Genomic DNA, 16114 nt, shown 5'->3' with positions numbered 1-16114 from the left:
CGGAACGGTCGAAATCCCCAAATCGCCGGCGGTCCGCGTGCCGGGATGGATCGCACGACGGACTGGTACGGAATAGCGTCGACGACGGCGGGCGACTACCGGCTCACCGAGACCCTGAACGGCGTCCCGAGCAACGCGTACCTCCTGACCGACGGCGAGGAGCGGTTGGTCGTCGATTCGGGGTTCGGCGTCGGCGACCTCCGGAGTACGTGCGGCGAACTCGCGGGCGATACCGACCGATTGCTGCTCACCCACACCCATTGGGACCACATCGGGGCCGGACATCGGTTCGACCGGGCGCACGTCCACCCGACCGAGTCCGCCGAGGGCGAGGTTCGGATCGATTCGCTCTCGGAGGAGTTCGTTGGCCGTCCGAAACGGTTCGTCGAGGAACACCTGGAAGCCGGCGGCTCGCTCCCGGACGCGGTCGACCCCGAGACGTTCGACGTGCCGCCGGTCACGGGCGTCGAGCCGGTCGAGGCCGGGGACGTGATCGAGCTCGGGGACCGACGGCTCGAACTCGTCGACCTCGCGGGCCACTCACCGGGCCAGCTCGGCGTCCTCGACCGCGACCGCGGCCGGCTCTACGGCGGCGACCTCGTCCACGGCGACCGAAACCTCTACGTCCACTTTCGGGACTGCGATGTTCGGGAGTACATCGAGAGCTTCGAACGGACCATCGAGCTTCGGGAGGCGAACGTCTTCTCGACGCTACTGACAGGCCACAACCCGCCGATAGCGGACGAGGAGCTCTCGCTCCTCGATACGCTCCGCGACCACCTCGAATCGATCGTCAACGGCGAGCGAACCCCCGAGACCATCGAGACGGCGTGGGGCGAGAAACACCGCTACCGGATCGAGGGGACCGAGATATTGACTAAATCCTCCGTGTAGCCGACGAAGGGAACGAGAGAGCGGTGTCGCGACAACGATACCCAGAAAGCGAAATCGATGGTGTAGAAACCAGGGTCTACGAAGAAACCTTTAGGTCCCGACTAGTTCGAATACAACCATGCAACGAGCGGAGCAACGGGGGGACGCGGCGGAACGGTCGCGATCGACCCGTGAGACCGTCCTTCGTATCGACGGCCTCGAAAAGACCTACGGTGAGGGCGACGGGGCGGTGACGGCCGCCGACGGCGTCTCCTTCGATGTCGAACGCGGCGAGGTCGTCGGTGTGCTCGGGCCGAACGGCGCGGGCAAGACCACGACCATCAAGTCCATCCTCGGTCTCATCGTCCCCTCGGCGGGTCGGATCGAGGTCTGTGGACTGGACGCGAGCGAACACCCCCGCGCGGCCTACGGTCACGTCAGCGCGATGCTGGAGGGTGCACGGAACGTCTACTGGCGGCTCACCGTTCGCGAGAACCTCTCCTTCTTCGCCGCACTCGGTGGGCAAGGGGGTGAAGCGACGCGGGAGCGCCGGGAGCGCCTGCTCGAACAGTTCGGTCTCTCGGGGATGGCCGACGAGCCCGTCAACGAACTTTCGCGCGGGCAGAAACAGAAGGTCTCGCTCGCCTGTACGCTCGCACGAGGGACGGACGTCGTCTTCCTCGACGAACCGACCCTCGGGCTCGACGTCGAGGCCTCGCTCGAACTCCGCCACGAGCTCCGTCGGCTGGCCGACGAGGACGACGTGACGGTGGTGCTCTCCAGCCACGACATGGCCGTCGTCGAGGAGCTCTGTGACCGCGTCGTCATCCTCTCGAACGGTCGTGTGATCGCCGACGACACCGTGACCGACCTCGTGGACCTCTTCGAGACCCAGGCCTATCGGATCGAGACCGACGGACCGGTCGAGGACCGGACACGCGGGATGCTCGACGAACGCTTCGACGCGACGGGGTGGGAGACTCGCGGCAACCGGACCAGCTTCGAGGTGACGCTGACCGACGACGAGTCGCTCTACGACGTCCTCGACGTGCTTCGGGAGACGGGCAGCAGGGTCGCGGACATCGACAGCCAAGACCCGGATCTCGAAGACGTCTTCCTCGAAGTCACCGACCGTGCCGTCGAGAGCACGGGAGCCGAGCGGTGAGCGGCCTCGGTGCCGAGGGCAACGAGCGGATCGACCCCGGCTTTCGGGACTACCTCCGGTTCTTCGTCGCCTCGCTGCGAAAGACGATCATCCTGCTCGTTCGCTACCCGGTGAACACGCTCTCGCAGTTCGGAACGATACTGCTCTTCTTCGTCATCCTCTTTTATACCGGCCGCGCGCTCGCGCCGGCCGCGATGAGCGACTCGCTCTCGGGGCTGATCGTCGGCTATCTACTCTGGACCCTCTCGCTGACGGCGTACTCGGGGCTCTCCTGGGCCGTCACCCGTGAAGCGCAGTGGGGGACGCTCGAACAGCTGTTCATGTCGCCGCTCGGCTTCGGTGCCGTGATGGTGATCAAGACGGTCGTCAACCTGTGTGAGTCGCTGCTCTGGGGGGTGGTGACGCTCGCCGTAATGCTGTTCGTAACCGGGCGGACGCTGGCGCTCGACCCGCTGACCGTGGTCCCTATCGCCGCCCTCGCCGTCGCGCCGGCGGTCGGCGTCGGGTTCGTCTTCGGGGGGCTCGCGATCCGGTTCAAACGGATCGAGAACGCGTTTCAACTCGTCCAGTTCGTCTTCATCGGGCTGATCGCCGCGCCGGTCGACCAGTATCCGTTGCTCAAGTGGCTCCCGCTCGCCGAGGGCAGCCACCTGCTCACACGCGCGATGGCGGACGGGGTTTCGGTCGTCGCGATGAACCCGACCGACCTCGGTATCCTCCTCGCGACGGCGGTCGGCTACCTCCTGGTCGGGTACGTCGTTCTCCAGTACTGCCAGCGATGGGCGCGCCGCGAGGGCGTCATGGCTCACTACTGAACCCACTCGTCCTCACAGGACATCACCCGGCCGTCCGATCGACCACCGTAATCGGGTTCCTTTCCCGTCGCCGACGACATCTATCGATCGATGGACGCCTACGAAGTCCGCGAGACCGACCCCGACTACGACGGGGTGACCAGAACGGAGCGCGACCGACCGACGCCGGCGGACGACGAGGTACTGATCCGGCTGCGGGCCGCCTCGCTCAACTACCGCGACCTCGCGATCGCGAACAGCGAGCTCGAATACCCCGGCGCGTCCCTCCCGGTCGTCCCGCTCTCGGACGGGGCCGGGGACGTGGTCGAGGTCGGGACCGCCGTCGAACGCCTCGCCGAGGGCGACCGGGTCGCGACCCCGTTCGCCCCGAACTGGGTCGACGGGCCGGGGACCGCCGAGAAGCTCGCGACGAGCACCGGCGGGAACGTCGACGGCGCGCTCGCGCAGTACGCCACCTTCCCCGCGGAGAGCGTGCCTCGCCTCCCCGATCACTTCTCGTACGAGGAGGGGGCGACCCTCTCCTGCGCGGGGCTCACGGCGTGGCGCGCGCTCGTCGAGGACGGCGGCCTCAGCGCCGACGAGACCGTCCTCGCGCTCGGAACGGGCGGCGTCTCGACGTTCGCGCTCCAGTTCGCCGAGATGCACGGCGCGCGCTCGGTCGTCACCTCCTCCAGCGACGAGAAGCTCGACCGGGCCCGCGAGCTGGGTGCCTGGGAGACCATCAACTACGAGGAGACGCCCGACTGGCACGAGACGGTCATGGAACGCACCGACGGCGAGGGCGTCGACCACGTCGTCGAGGTCGGTGGCCAGGGCACGCTCGAACGCTCGCTCGGGGCGGTGGGTATCAACGGCCACGTCCACCTCATCGGGGTTCTGACGGGTCAACAGGGCGAGATCGACCCGTCGCCGGTCCTCGGGAAGGCCGTCACGCTCGAAGGGGTCTTCGGGGTCGGCAGTCGGGCGATGTTCGACCGGATGAACCGCGCGCTCGAAACGACCGGCACGACGCCCGTCGTCGACCGCGTCTTCGAGTTCGACGCGGCGCGTGACGCCTACCGATATCTGGAGAGCGGCGACCACCAAGGGAAGGTCGTCGTCGACATCGAGTAGACGCGAGTAGAACCGCGTGCAAAAGCACTGAGGGAGGCGACAACCACAAAACATCTCGCTTCATAGGCCCGCGACGAGATGGGTTACAAGAGACAACCCGAAAGCGGCTCTCCGGATTCACGTCCGGCGGCTGAGACGGGACCATTCCTCGACCGACGATGAGTGGCGTCACGCTGACCGATGAAACCCTTGTCGTCGATCGAGACCCAAACCGGCTTGACGAGCTAGCGATCGCGTTCTCACGACTTCTCGAACGGTTCGACATTGGCCACGTTTTCGTTGCTGGCTATGTCGCGATTCTCTCCGGGCGAGCACGGGCAACGCAGAATATCGATGTGCTCGTCGAATCGCTGACTGAACAACAGGTCGACGACCTCACGGCGGCGCTCGATGCGGAAGGATTCTGGGGTCCCGCGATGCCACTCGCGTCCGCGTACGAAATGCTCTCGAACGGCGATAACATCTGGGTTGCACCGGAAGACCAGATGACTCCGCACTTGGAAGTGAAGTTCGTCGGCGATGAGTTCGACCGAGCGTCGTTACGGACCGCTATCACGGCGCAGGTCGGTGAAGAGACGATCCCGATCGGGCCGCTGGAACTACAGATCGCGTACAAGCTCTATCTGGGGGCGCAGAAGGACGTCGAGGACGCGGTGCACCTGTACACGCTCTTCGAGCCAAACCTTAGTACCCAGCGGCTCGAACAGTGGGCCAAGCGACTCGATATCGAGGACAAATATGACCGACTCAGACGTGCATGAAACACTCACCACGAAGCACGAAGCGAACCGCGAACGGCGCATAGAAGCGATCAAACAGTGGGTACGATACATCGAACGCGAGCCACCGGACGTCTGGGGCCCACAACAGAACGCGCTGGTCGACGACCAGCTCGAAGCCGCACGAGCGACGAACACGTCCTCGGAGCATCAACGGCACGTTCGGAGTGTCGCCGAGGACATCGTCACCGACGACGACGCCGTGCAGTAGGTCGAGACAACCGATTCGACCGGGTGCCCCGATTCCGAGTCGGTGATTCCCCGAACCCACTCGGAACGGTTCGATCGGTGAATTTCGTCGAGATTGTGGACTCTCCTTCGGTAGAGACGAGAACAAATGACTGGCGAACGGACCGACGCCGTTACGGGTCGGGAACCGGGGATTCGTTGGTTCGGCCCGCCTCCAGCAGTCGCGCCTCTTCGTCCCCGCTGAGCGGTTCGTACGCGGTCGCCGCATCGAGGATCGCCGGGACGAGCTGGGGGTCGCCCGCGCTCGGGATGCTGGTCATTCCCTGCGAGAGGGCGTATCGCAGACAGTCGACGAGGTCCTCTTTCTCGTCGTAGGGTTCGTACCACGTGGCGTAGGGGCGGTCGTCTTCGGGGAGGTCCTCCGGCCACGGCTGTTTCGCGAATCCCTTGATACAGAGGGTCCCGAGGCCGCGCTCGTGGGCGAGGTCGAGCACCGAGCGGTAGTCGTACTCGGGGCCGGCCTTCGAATCGAGGGTGTAGTTGAACGGGAACATCACCGATTCGAGTTCGGGGATCCGCTTGATCGCCGTGCGGATGAGGCTCGGGTCGCCGTGGCTCGTCAGCCCGATGTGGTCGATCAACCCCGCCTCCTTTGCGTCCACGAACGCCTGCAGCGCGCCCGGGTCGTGCTCGCCCTGGGACATCTCGGGGTGGTAGTCGCCCGTGATGGTGTCGAGTTCGTCGTACCGAGTCACCGCGTGGAACTGATAGAGGTCGATCGAGTCGGTGCCGAGCCGGTCGAGGGACCGCTGGAGTTCACCCCACGCGCCGTAGTAGGTTCGCTCCTGAGTCTTGCAACCGAGGAAGACCTCATCGCGGTGCTCGGCGAGCTTCGGGGCCAGTTTGAGCTCGGCGTCGCCGTAGGTCGGCGCGACGTCGAAGTGGTTGACGCCCGCGTCGAGAACGTCCTCGACCATCCGGTCGGCGTCGTCCTGATCGAGGAAGTCCAACGCGATGGTACCGAAGGTGAGGACCGAACTGTCGTGGCCGATGTCGCCGAGCGGGCGGGTCTCCATTCGTCCCACGACGACGGGCGGGGGTAAATACCATGCCGATAGTTTCGACCTCACCGCTGGTCGTAAAATCACGTACCACGAACGGCTTTACCCGCTCACCGTGAAGACCACGCGTGGACCCCATCACGATCGCGGACACCGAGGTCCCGGCGCTCGGGTTCGGGACGGCAGGCATGGACACCGACGAGGAACGATACGACGCCATCTCGGCCGCGCTCGACGCCGGCTATCGCCATATCGATACGGCACAGATGTACGACAGCGAGTCCGCGGTCGGGGCGGCGATCGCCGACTCGGGGATCGACCGCGAGGAGCTGTTCGTCACCACGAAGTTGGACGGCGGCAACCGCGACCACGAGTCGGTCGTCGACTCGACATACGAGAGCCTCACCCGGCTCGACACCGACTACGTCGACCTCCTGTTGATCCACATGCCCGACCAGGAGCCCTCACACGAGGAGACTCTCGACGCGATGAACGAACTCGTCGCCGAGGACGTCGTGAAACACATCGGCGTGTCGAACTTCTCCGTCGAGGAGACGAAGAACGCGATCGAACACTCCTCGGCACCGATCCTCACCAACCAGGTCGAGTACAACCTCGCCGAGCGCCAGGACGACCTCCTCTCGTTCTGTCTCGACGAGGAGGTCATGCTCACCGCCTACAGCCCGATCAAGCTCGGGGACCGACTCGAAGACGACGTCGTCCAGGGGATCGCCGATACACACGGGAAGACACCCCGACAGGTCGCGATCCGCTGGCTGCTCCAGCAGCCCTCCGTGTCGACGATCCCGCGGTCGTCGAACCCGGAACACGTCCGCGAGAATTACGACGTCTTCGACTTCGAACTCACCGACGAGGAGATGCGGCGGCTGTTCGCCACGGAGGGCGACCTCGACGACGCGCTCGCTTCGAAGCTCGGTCTCTGAGGGAACTTCCCCGTTCGACCTCCATCCAGACCGTCGAAGTTCTACCGACGGCACCGGTCTCGCGGGTCGACCCCATCCTTGAAGTCGCCGTCCGCTATACCACGCGTAATGGCAACGAGATACGGTCGACTGGTCCGCGAGCCCGAGACCGGCGAGCGGCTTCAGGAATGGGAGACGCTCGAACCGAACGAACTCCGCATCCCCGGCGACGTCGCCGAGAAGCTGGTCGAGGCGCTCGGGGTCGACTTCGCCGGGTCGTTCAACCTGTTCTACCTGCTGAGAAAACACCACTGGACCGTCGAGGGTGCCGAACACGAGGAGGTGAGCGAGTTCCTCGAAGCCGCCTACAAACGCGCCCGCGACATCAACGACGACCTTGCCGAACGGATCGTCGAACTCGGCGGCATCCCGCCGAACACGCCGCCGACGATCCAGGCGCGCGCCGGGGTCCACCTCGAAGCCGAGAACCTCTACGACGTGCGCACCTCGCTCGAAGGGGACCTCGACGGCTACGCGGTGCTGGTCGTGAGCCTCCGCGAACACATCGGGCTGGCGGAGGAGCTCGGCGACCCCGACACGGCGGAGCGCCTCCGCGAACACCTCGAAGTCCTCGAGGACGACGCCCAGACCGTCGAGGAGTTCCTCGAGGACGACACCCTCGTCCGCGCCGAGGAGGTGCGCTGACCGTGGCGAGCGCGCCCCACCTCCGCAGCCCCGACCCGGTCCATCTCCGTCAGGAGTGGGGGACGGTCACCGACAACGCCCTCGGGATCGAACGGGAAGCGGCCGAACAGGTGGTCGAGGCCCTCAATCGTGACGTCTCGGGACTCTACCTCCTGTTCAACCAGGTCCGCAAACACAAGTGGTGCGTCGAGGGGCCCGAGTTCGAACTCCTGAAGGCGTTCCTCGCGGACGCCGCCGACCGGCTCTCGACGATCACCGACGAGGTCGCGGTCCGGGTTCACGCGCTCGGCGGCGTTCCCGTCTGTGGGCCGATGGGTATCCGCCAGTACGCGCCGATGGACATCGAGGCCGCCCACCGGTACGACGTCCGATCGTCGCTCGCCCGCGACCTCGACGGCTACGCGACGCTCGTCGTGGGGATGCGAGAGCACATCGAGCTGGCCGAGCGGCTGGGCGATACGGGAACGGGCGAGATCCTCCGGCGACACCTCCCGACCCTGGAGGACGACGGTGACACGCTCGCGAAGTGCCTCGCCGGCGACACGCTCGTTCGGAGCGACGTGCTGGCCTCTCGACGGTAGAACGCCTTCGAGACCCCTGCACGCCCGGAGAACGGGACGACGGGCGAGTGCGAAACGGTGCAGTACGCTTCCTCATTGCCTACGGTTAAGCGTCCGCGGAACGAGTATCGAACACGACCACAGTCAGTGATGCTCGAGAGACTACGACGCTGGTTCAGGGACGAACCACGGGTTCGGACGATCGACCTCCCGACGGACGCCACGGGACCAGCCGACGACGAACGGGTCCGCACCGTCCCCGACGAAGTGACGACGACGCTCGGGAAGGCGGGGTGGAGCGTGTGCGACATCGAACCGACCGACCCCCTGCTGGCGGCCTCCGACGAGGGAGTGAGCGAGGCCTACACGGTGACCATCGAACGCCACCGGACGATCGCCGACCGCGACGAGGGTCCCGTCAGTCCCCGAGAGGGGCCGGGAAGCGACTAGCTCGACACGACCGGTGCGTTCCGTTCCCGGTGACACGACCGTGACTCCGTTCGAGTAGCGACGGGTGGCGGAACGGCACCGCTTCGCCGAGGACGTCCGAGGTGATCTGTGGGACCCGTTCGTCGAGGCAGGGTTCCATAGTCGAGCGAAGGGAGGCCGTCAGGACTCGGCGTCGTGCCCGGTGAGGTCCGTCTTCAGGGTCTCCCAGCAGTCGCGGCAGACCTGGTACCGGCGGTGTCCCGTCGACGTCTCCGGAGCCGTCGTCTCGGACCCGGCGACCGACCGGGTGTCGTCGCGGGCTTTGAGGGTGACCTTGTGCCGGGGTCGCTCCTCGGGGAGGGGTGCCCCACAGAGTGGACAGTCGCTCATCGCTCGTTCCCGGCGGTCCCCGAAAAGGCGTGGCACGTGCTATCGCAACGTTCCCGCCGGGTACGGAGCTGCCACTCGAACTCCATTTTACACCGACTACTATCTACCGACAAAAATAACTCTTGCTCCCCAGGCAAACTCGACCGGTCGACGACCGGAACGCGATGGCGACGGCCCGGCCAGCGACCGACCCCGCCCCGGCGTGACGGGTCGGGCCGTTCACGCCGGTGGGGACGCGTCCTCGACCGCTCGCCAGACCGACTCGGCGTCGAGCGGCATGTCGAGGTGTCGGACCCCGAACGGCGAGAGGGCATCACAGACGGCGTTCACGACCGCCGGCGGTGCGGCGATGGTGCCGGCCTCGCCGATCCCCTTCACCCCGAGTCGGTTCGTCGGGCTCGGAGTCACCGTCGAACCCGTCTCGATGGAGGGCAGGTCGACGGCCTTCGGGACGGCGTAATCCTGGAGCGAGCCCGTCAGCAACGAGCCGTTCTCGTCGTAGAGCGCGTGTTCGGAGAGTGCCTGAGCGATGCCCTGTGCGACGCCGCCGTGGACCTGCCCCTCGACGATGGTGGGGTTGACGCGCGGACCGCAGTCGTCGACCGCGACGTAGCGCTCGATCGAGACCTCGCCTGTGGTTGGATCGACCGCGACGACCGCGGCGTGGGTTCCGAAGGTGTAGGCCGTCTCGTCGAGCCGGTAGAACGTCGTTTCGTCGAGTCCGGGTTCGGTTTCGCCGAGTCCGTGGCCGTAGGCGGCCTCCGCGACCGTCGCGAACGAGAGGTTCCGGTCCGGAGCCCCCGCGACGTGAAACTCGCCGTCCTCGAACGCGACGTCGTCGGCGTTGGCTTCGAGCCGGTCGGCGGCGATCCGCCGCGCCTTCGCCGTGACCGCCCGCGCGCTCTCGGCGACCGCGTTCCCGCCCACGATGGTGCTTCGGGAGCCGAAGGTCCCGGTCCCCGCTGGCACCCGTTCCGTGTCGCCCTCGACCACCTCGATGTCGTCGTAGGGCACCCCGAGCTCCGCGGCCACGATCTGTGCGTAGGTCGTCCGGTGGCCCTGTCCGTGCGAGTGGGTCCCCGCGTAGACGGTGACGCCGCCGTCCGGGTGGACGCGAACGACGCCGCTCTCGAAACCGAGACCCGTGGACTCGACGTAACACGCGACCCCGACCCCGACGTACCGACCGTCGGCACGGGGTTTCGTCTCCCGTTCACGGCGGTCGTCGTAGCCGACCTCCGTCAGCACCTCTTCGAGCGCGGTCCCGTAGTCGCCGCTGTCGTAGGTCGCCCCCACCGGGGTCTCGTAGGGAAACGCGTCGGGCGGGAGCTGGTTCTCGCGGCGAAGCGCGACCGGGTCGACGTCGAGTTCGCGGGCGGCGACGTCGACCAGCCGTTCGACGACGTAGACCGCCTCCGGCCGTCCGGCACCCCGGTAGCTGTGCACCGGCGCGGTGTTCGTGAAGACGCTGTGGGTTCGGCAGTGGATCGCCGGGATCCGGTACTGGCCCGACAGCAACCGACCGTAGCCCGTCGGGAGGACGGGCGCGCCGCCGAGGCCGTAGCCGCCGACGTTGGCGTGCGTCTCGACGCGGAGCCCCCGGATCGAACCGTTCTCGTCGAGCGCGAGCTCGGCGTGGGTTCGGTGGTCGCGGCCGTGCGCGCCGGCGGCGTAGTTCTCGCTCCGCGTCGCGGTCCACTTCACGGGTCGGTCGAGTTCGCGGGCACACCACGCCGCGACGGCCTCCCCGGGGTAGTGGTGGCCCTTGTGGCCGAACCCGCCACCGACGCGGGGCGCGACGACGCGGATCGTGCGTTCGGGGACCCCGAGGGTGGTCGCGAGGTCGCCCCGGTGGCCGTGGGGCGACTGGCTGGTCATCTCGACTCGGAATCGGCCCTCGGCGGCCTCGTAGCTCGCGAGCGCGGCCCGTGGCTCCATCGCGTTCGGGATCAGGCGGTTGTTCTCGAGGTCGAGGGCCACCGTCCGGTCCGCCTCGGCGAACGCGCGGTCGGTCGCCTCGCGGTCGCCCAGCGTCCCGCTGACGGCGACGTTGTCCGGGGCACCCTCGAAGACCGTCGGTGCGTCGTCCGCCGTGGCGTCGACCGGGTCCACGACGGCGTCGAGTCGGTCGTACTCGACGGCGACCGCCGCCGCGGCATCGGCCGCGAGCGCGGGCGTTTCGCCGACGACCGCCGCGACGGGCTGGCCCTGATACCGGACCCGGTCGCGGGCGAGCACGGGGTGGCCGGGAACGTCGACGTCGAGCTGCTCGCTCGCCAGCGGGAGGACCCCCGGTGTGTCCGAAGCCGCCACGTCCGTCCAGGTGAACACCGCGTGCACCCCCTCCCGTCGAGCCGCGGCAGCCGTCTCGATGCTCCCGATACGGGCGTGGCCGTACCGGCTCCGGACGAACGCGAGATGGGCCAGCCGGGGCGCGCTCGAATCGGCCGTGAACGTGGCCGCACCCGTGAGGAGCCCGCGGTCCTCCCGGCGGGGCGGGTCGCTTCCGGCGGACGAGCCGTCGGCTGGGTTCATACGGTGTGTCACCGATGAACGAGCAAAAGCGCACCGTTCACCCGAACCGGCCGTCGAAACCGGGACACTCGGTTCCCGTCCCCGGCCGAACCGTGAGTGACCCACCGACCTCGGTGCCGACGGCACGTCGAGGCGGTCGGGAGCGAGTGGATCGACCCCGTTCGGTCGTCGATCGACCGGCCCGGCAACCTCATCAGGTAGCCGCTCCAAGCCTGTGAAGGATAGCAATGTACTCGTTCAAATCGCCCGCGGCGTACGTTCAGGGACGGGGTGTCGTGACCGAACTCGGGGACCGCGTCGCTCCCCTCGGGTCGTCCGCCCTCGTCATCGGCGACGAGGTGGTGCTGGATATCGTCGGCGACCGGGCGCGAACCAGCCTCAACCGACGCACCACCCCCAAATCACTCGATAGAGCAATTCTCCTCCCACAAAACTAATGTAATACAACGGGTATTACTGAATATGAGCGAATCCACACGTGTCACGGAGAAGGGACAAGCAACGATCCCGAAGCACCTTCGCGAAAAATACGACTTAGAGCCCGGCGATGAGGTCGTCTGGGTAGATTCAGATGAGGGTATCGTCGTGAAGAAGCGTACCCGCACCGGTGGGCGTGGGATGCTTGTGCCCGACGATACCTCTGAAGGGAAGCGTGAGGAGATCGCCGAAGAGCTGGAGCGCCGCGTCCGCAAGCGCCGAGACCATAACTACGAGGAAGCCTGAATGTCGACGTACACCGCTGACGCCGTCTCCCTCCTCGTCTACCTGGTTGATGCGCTTCCAGAGAAGGTCGATCGAATCTTCGCCGAAGCCGAAGCGGCGAAAACGGTCATCCAGGCACCGAGCACGGCGCTCGCCGAAGTGCTGTACTCGGTCTCCCGTGACAAAGACATCCGAGGTATCACCCTCACAGGAACGCCGGAAGACGCTCGGAAGGCACTGATCGGGAACGGACCTGTCGCTGTCGCACCGGTCGACGACGCGGAGCTGGTCGAGTACGCGCAGGTGGTGGACGAGTTCAGCATCCACGACGCCCTGATCGTCAGCAGTCACCGAGCACACGACACGGACGCGATTCTCACGACAGATGGGGTCATTCGCGATGCCGGTTACGAGACGGTTTGGAACTGATATCCCAACGGACCACAGACCGTCACTCTCCTACTGAAGTCGTTCCGCGGCGGCTCGGCAGTGCCAGAAGACGGCCGTACCCGTCGTGTCGACGGCGAACGAGCACCGATCCGGCCGGAACGCTACTCGTCGACGAGCAGGAGCTTCCCGCTGAAGTCGCCCGCCTCGGCCCGTCGGTGTGCCTCGGCGACCTCGTCGAACCCGAAGCGCTCCACGATGTGGGGTTCGAGCGCGCCGTCGTCGACGAGGTCGGCGATCTCGGCGAGCTCCTCGCCGATTCGCTCCTGGCGGTCGCCGAGCAGGACGGGGAGGATCACGAGCACGACACCGAGGTCGAGCGAGTTCGCGTGCATGGGCGAGAGGTCCTGCGTGGAGCTCGATTCGGTCGTCACCACCGTCCCGTAGGGTCGGACCGCCTCGAAGGCCGTCGCGAGGTGGTCGTCGCCGACCGGGTCGAAGACGACGTCGAACCCCGCCCCGTTGGCGTGCTCCTCGACGTAGCTCCCGACGTCCGTCGTCGTGTAGTCGACGACCGCGTCGGCACCGAGCGACTCGACGAGGTCGCGTTTCTCGTCGCTGGAGGCGGTCCCCGTCACGTCGGCGTCGAGCCGGTCGGCGACCTGGACGCCGACGTGGCCGACGCCGCCGCTCGCCCCGTAGACGAGCACGTCGTCGTCGCTTCCGACGGCCGTCTTGTCGGTCAGCATCTCCCAGGCCGTGAGCGCGACGACCGGGAGCGCCGCGGCCGCTTCGAGCGATATCGCCTCCGGAGCCTGGGCGAAGGTGCCGGCGTGGCCGACGACGTACTCGGCGAGCGCGCCCTGTCGTCCCGCGCCGCCGGGCATCCCGTAGACCCTATCGCCCGCCTCGAACGTCTCGACGTCCGCCCCGACGGCGTCGACGACCCCCGAGACGTCACAGTGGAGGGTCGCGGGGAAGGTGGGTGCGAAGTCCGGGAGCGCGCCCTGGCGGATCTTGTAATCGACAGGGTTCACACTGGAGGCGGTGACTGAGACGCGGATCTCGTTCGCCTCGGGTTCGGGGACCTCGCGGGTGGTTCGGGTGAAGACGTCCGGGTCACCGTACTCCTCGATCACGTAGGCGGTCATCTCGTCGGTCATCGGGATCGCTCGGGTCGCCAGTCGGGTAGGGGCGTCGCTTCCGGGACCCACGACGAGTTCGAAATCGCTTTTTCCGCGGATCGTCTGCCGAACCCATGGAGGAAGGGACGTTGGAGTCACGACCATGTCGAGAGCGCGGCGGGTGATCGAAACGGCGGGCGCTCCGTCCGCATGAGCGGGGTCGGCGACGGCCTGCTGTCGAGCGTCGGCCGAGCGCTTGCTCAGGCGCTTCTCCGGGGTGTCCCCGGGTGGGCGGTGCGAACCGGGCTGGCGCTGGCGGTGTTGCTCGTGGCCTGGCGCGGCTCGCGGCTGCTGGTCGAGGCGCTTCGGGAGCCCGTCGCGCGCCGGGTCCACCGACGGAGCCTCAGCCTGGCGGTCGTTCGGGGTGTGCGTATCGTGGTGCTCATCCTGAGCGCGTTCGTCGCGCTCGGGGTCTACGGCGTCGGGCCGGGACGACTCGGGCTCGCGGCGGCGATACTGCTCGCCGGTGCGGGGGCCGTCCTCACGCCGTTCATCAGGGCGTTCGTCGACGGCCTCTCCGTACTGAGCGACAACGCCTACGAGATCGGGGACATGGTCGAGCTTCCCGACATCGGCCACCGTGGCTTCATCGAGCTCATCACGCTCCGGTACACCAAGATATACACGCTCGACAACACGTTTCTGGTCGTCCCGAACGAACAGGCCCAGAACCGGGACATCGTCAACCGATCGGCCGACGACCCGCGGACGTGGCTCTCGCTCGACCTGCTCGTCACCTACGAGAGCGACATCGCGCAGGCACGTGCCATCGCCGAACGAGCCGCCGAGGGCGTCGATGGTGTGGTCGCGGGCGGGCGGAACATCCGGATCGGGAGCGCCCGATACGCGAGCGCGCCGGCGTGCGTCGTCGAGTCGTTCGCCGAGAACGGCGTCGCGCTCAGGCTGTTCTACTGGGTCGAGAGCCCGTACGCGCAGCTCCCCGTTCGGTCGGCGATACTCGAAAACGTGCGAGCGGGCTTCGCGGACGCGAACGTCGAGCTCGCCTATCCACACACGCGGGCCGTCTTCGACGAGTGAGCACAGCAGTTTTTAGCCCGCCGGACCCTCGTTTCACCGATGAACTCCCGGGACACGCCGACCCAGCGCGCCAAGGACAACGCCGTCGAGATAGCGTCGACGCTCGTGGTCGGGCTCGGGCTCGCCGCGCTCTTCTTGGGGGTGGGCAACTTCTGGGTCATCTTCGCCCTCGGCTTCCTCGTGGTCGTCCCGCTCGTCGCGCTGCTGTTCGGCGACGAGGACGACCGTTCGGAGTGGTGGGACGACTGGTGGGGCGACGACGACTGGCTCGACGATTGGTGGGGGAGCTCGACGACGGACGAAGCCGAGGCGTCGACGGAGGCCGACGCGGAGCCGTCGGAGGATTCCCTCTCGATCATCCGCCGACGCTACGCTCGGGGGGAGCTGACGGACGCGCAGTTCGAGCGCAAACTCGAGCGCCTCCTCGAAACCGAGACGCTGGAGGACCTCGAAGACCGCAAGCGGGCGCGCGAACTCCTCGACGAACAGGAGTAGGTCACCGTTCGGCGTCGGTGCGGGATCCGGGCCCTCACGGCCGGCGGTGTGGGCGGTTCACCTAGTTCAGGAGTCCGTTCAGAACGATGCCGGCGAAGAAGAGGAGCACCACCTCGTTGACGACCCAGGAGTTCGTGTTCATCCAGTCGCGAACCGTCGGAAGAACGGTCTTCGCGCGCTCGCCGAGCATGGCCACGGCGAGCGACGGGAGTGCCAGCAGCAGTAACGTCGCCAGGACGAACGGGACCGCGTCCGTCAGCGGCAGCCCCTGGGTAGCGAGGTAGGAGCCGACGGTGACGGACGTGATGACGTCGGTGGGAAAGAAGCCGAGCAGCAGGAACCCCAGTCGGAGCGAGAACCGCGGGGTCGCGCGTTCGAGTCGTCCCATCCACTTCGGGGGCTCCGATCGCTCGCGCTGCAGGTACGTGGAGACCATGGCGGCCAGGATGACGACCAGGATCAGCACGTGGAGCACCGGGCGCGACCGGCCCGTCCCGACGGCACCGAAGCCGAGCAGGAACGCGAGGCTGACGACGAGCGATACCGACGCCGCCGCGCCAGCGACGAAGGCGAGCGAGTTGCGTCGCCACTCCCTGCTCGTGGCGAGGAAGACGACACTCAGGATCTGCGGGCCGGAGACCATCACGACCGCGAGTGGAAGCACGGTCAGAAAGCTCACGACCGCCCCCTCCCGCCGACCGGTTCCCGGTCTTCGTCCGCGGTCATCGCTGGTCGTGTCGCGTGGTCACCGACGAGTCGTCCGGATCCATC

Annotated in this window: 20 protein-coding genes; 15 read left to right on the top strand and 5 right to left on the bottom strand. The window is 67.1% G+C overall.

What is annotated here, in order from left to right; genetic code table 11:
* Positions 1–45: 45 nt before the first annotated feature.
* The 6 genes from GT355_RS11600 (at position 46) to GT355_RS11580 (ending at position 4956) form a co-directional block, all read left to right on the top strand.
* A complete protein-coding gene (locus GT355_RS11600; protein ID WP_160134787.1) occupies positions 46–894 on the top strand; it encodes an MBL fold metallo-hydrolase in 849 nt (282 codons plus the stop codon).
* Positions 895–1012: 118 nt separating this feature from the next.
* Entirely contained in the window at positions 1013–2038 is a 1026-nt protein-coding gene (locus GT355_RS18050) for an ABC transporter ATP-binding protein (protein ID WP_192928007.1), read from the top strand.
* Positions 2035–2853 carry an ABC transporter permease gene (locus GT355_RS18045; RefSeq protein WP_240145798.1) on the top strand — a complete coding sequence of 273 codons (819 nt, stop codon included), beginning with the start codon at positions 2035–2037 and terminating at the stop codon, positions 2851–2853. Before GT355_RS18050 ends, GT355_RS18045 begins: the two co-directional genes overlap by 4 nt.
* Before the next feature lie 90 nt (positions 2854–2943).
* A complete protein-coding gene (locus tag GT355_RS11590; RefSeq protein WP_160134786.1) occupies positions 2944–3966 on the top strand; it encodes a zinc-dependent alcohol dehydrogenase family protein in 1023 nt (340 codons plus the stop codon).
* Between the two features lie 158 nt (positions 3967–4124).
* The gene (locus GT355_RS11585; protein ID WP_160134785.1) at positions 4125–4727 is read left to right on the top strand and encodes a hypothetical protein; all 603 of its coding nucleotides are present in this window, start codon (positions 4125–4127) and stop codon (positions 4725–4727) included.
* Complete coding sequence (locus tag GT355_RS11580; protein WP_160134784.1) at positions 4705–4956, top strand: DUF8150 family protein; 252 nt, start codon at positions 4705–4707, stop codon at positions 4954–4956. The genes GT355_RS11585 and GT355_RS11580 overlap by 23 nt, the downstream gene beginning before the upstream one ends.
* Before the next feature lie 151 nt (positions 4957–5107).
* On the opposite strand, the gene GT355_RS11575 is transcribed toward GT355_RS11580, so the two are convergent.
* Entirely contained in the window at positions 5108–6010 is a 903-nt protein-coding gene (locus GT355_RS11575) for an aldo/keto reductase (RefSeq protein WP_160134783.1), read from the bottom strand.
* Between the two features lie 113 nt (positions 6011–6123).
* On the opposite strand from GT355_RS11575, the gene GT355_RS11570 reads away from it, so the two are divergent.
* The 4 genes from GT355_RS11570 (at position 6124) to GT355_RS11555 (ending at position 8633) form a co-directional block, all read left to right on the top strand.
* On the top strand, positions 6124–6939 hold the full coding sequence (locus GT355_RS11570; RefSeq protein ID WP_160134782.1) for an aldo/keto reductase: 816 nt from the start codon (positions 6124–6126) through the stop codon (positions 6937–6939).
* A 108-nt stretch (positions 6940–7047) separates the two neighbouring features.
* Entirely contained in the window at positions 7048–7623 is a 576-nt protein-coding gene (dpsA, locus tag GT355_RS11565) for a DNA starvation/stationary phase protection protein DpsA (RefSeq protein ID WP_160134781.1), read from the top strand.
* Between the two features lie 2 nt (positions 7624–7625).
* The gene (gene dpsA / locus GT355_RS11560) at positions 7626–8204 is read left to right on the top strand and encodes a DNA starvation/stationary phase protection protein DpsA (protein WP_160134780.1); all 579 of its coding nucleotides are present in this window, start codon (positions 7626–7628) and stop codon (positions 8202–8204) included.
* A gap of 129 nt (positions 8205–8333) precedes the next feature.
* Positions 8334–8633 carry a hypothetical protein gene (locus GT355_RS11555; RefSeq protein ID WP_240145797.1) on the top strand — a complete coding sequence of 100 codons (300 nt, stop codon included), beginning with the start codon at positions 8334–8336 and terminating at the stop codon, positions 8631–8633.
* A gap of 159 nt (positions 8634–8792) precedes the next feature.
* Here the strand turns inward: GT355_RS11555 and GT355_RS11550 are convergent, their stop codons facing one another.
* Positions 8793–9002 carry a hypothetical protein gene (locus tag GT355_RS11550; protein WP_160134778.1) on the bottom strand — a complete coding sequence of 70 codons (210 nt, stop codon included), beginning with the start codon at positions 9000–9002 and terminating at the stop codon, positions 8793–8795.
* 219 nt (positions 9003–9221) lie between these two features.
* Entirely contained in the window at positions 9222–11537 is a 2316-nt protein-coding gene (locus tag GT355_RS11545; RefSeq protein WP_160134777.1) for a xanthine dehydrogenase family protein molybdopterin-binding subunit, read from the bottom strand.
* Between the two features lie 227 nt (positions 11538–11764).
* Here GT355_RS11545 and GT355_RS11540 point away from each other — a divergent pair, with 227 nt between their 5' ends.
* Genes GT355_RS11540 through GT355_RS11530 form a run of 3 tightly spaced genes read left to right on the top strand, consistent with a single transcriptional unit; the run spans position 11765 to position 12668 of the window.
* Positions 11765–11974, top strand: a complete 210-nt coding sequence (locus GT355_RS11540; RefSeq protein WP_160134776.1) for a hypothetical protein — start codon at positions 11765–11767, stop codon at positions 11972–11974.
* Positions 11975–11999: 25 nt separating this feature from the next.
* On the top strand, positions 12000–12260 hold the full coding sequence (locus GT355_RS11535; RefSeq protein WP_160134775.1) for an AbrB/MazE/SpoVT family DNA-binding domain-containing protein: 261 nt from the start codon (positions 12000–12002) through the stop codon (positions 12258–12260).
* Complete coding sequence (locus GT355_RS11530) at positions 12261–12668, top strand: hypothetical protein (protein ID WP_160134774.1); 408 nt, start codon at positions 12261–12263, stop codon at positions 12666–12668.
* 122 nt (positions 12669–12790) lie between these two features.
* Here the strand turns inward: GT355_RS11530 and GT355_RS11525 are convergent, their stop codons facing one another.
* The gene (locus GT355_RS11525) at positions 12791–13789 is read right to left on the bottom strand and encodes a zinc-binding dehydrogenase (protein ID WP_160134773.1); all 999 of its coding nucleotides are present in this window, start codon (positions 13787–13789) and stop codon (positions 12791–12793) included.
* Positions 13790–13960: 171 nt separating this feature from the next.
* Between GT355_RS11525 and GT355_RS11520 the strand changes: the two genes are divergently transcribed.
* Positions 13961–14848 carry a mechanosensitive ion channel family protein gene (locus tag GT355_RS11520; protein WP_160134772.1) on the top strand — a complete coding sequence of 296 codons (888 nt, stop codon included), beginning with the start codon at positions 13961–13963 and terminating at the stop codon, positions 14846–14848.
* Positions 14849–14887: 39 nt separating this feature from the next.
* Positions 14888–15343, top strand: coding sequence for an SHOCT domain-containing protein (locus GT355_RS11515; RefSeq protein ID WP_120072635.1), 456 nt, complete (start codon positions 14888–14890; stop codon positions 15341–15343).
* 61 nt (positions 15344–15404) lie between these two features.
* On the opposite strand, the gene GT355_RS11510 is transcribed toward GT355_RS11515, so the two are convergent.
* On the bottom strand, positions 15405–16022 hold the full coding sequence (locus tag GT355_RS11510) for a GAP family protein (protein WP_160134771.1): 618 nt from the start codon (positions 16020–16022) through the stop codon (positions 15405–15407).
* Between the last annotated feature and the right edge of the window lie 92 nt (positions 16023–16114).

This window comes from Halococcus salsus (genome assembly GCF_009900715.1).
In the GTDB taxonomy this organism is placed as follows: Archaea; Halobacteriota; Halobacteria; order Halobacteriales; family Halococcaceae; genus Halococcus; species Halococcus salsus.
This window is presented reverse-complemented; position numbering and strand designations above follow the sequence as displayed.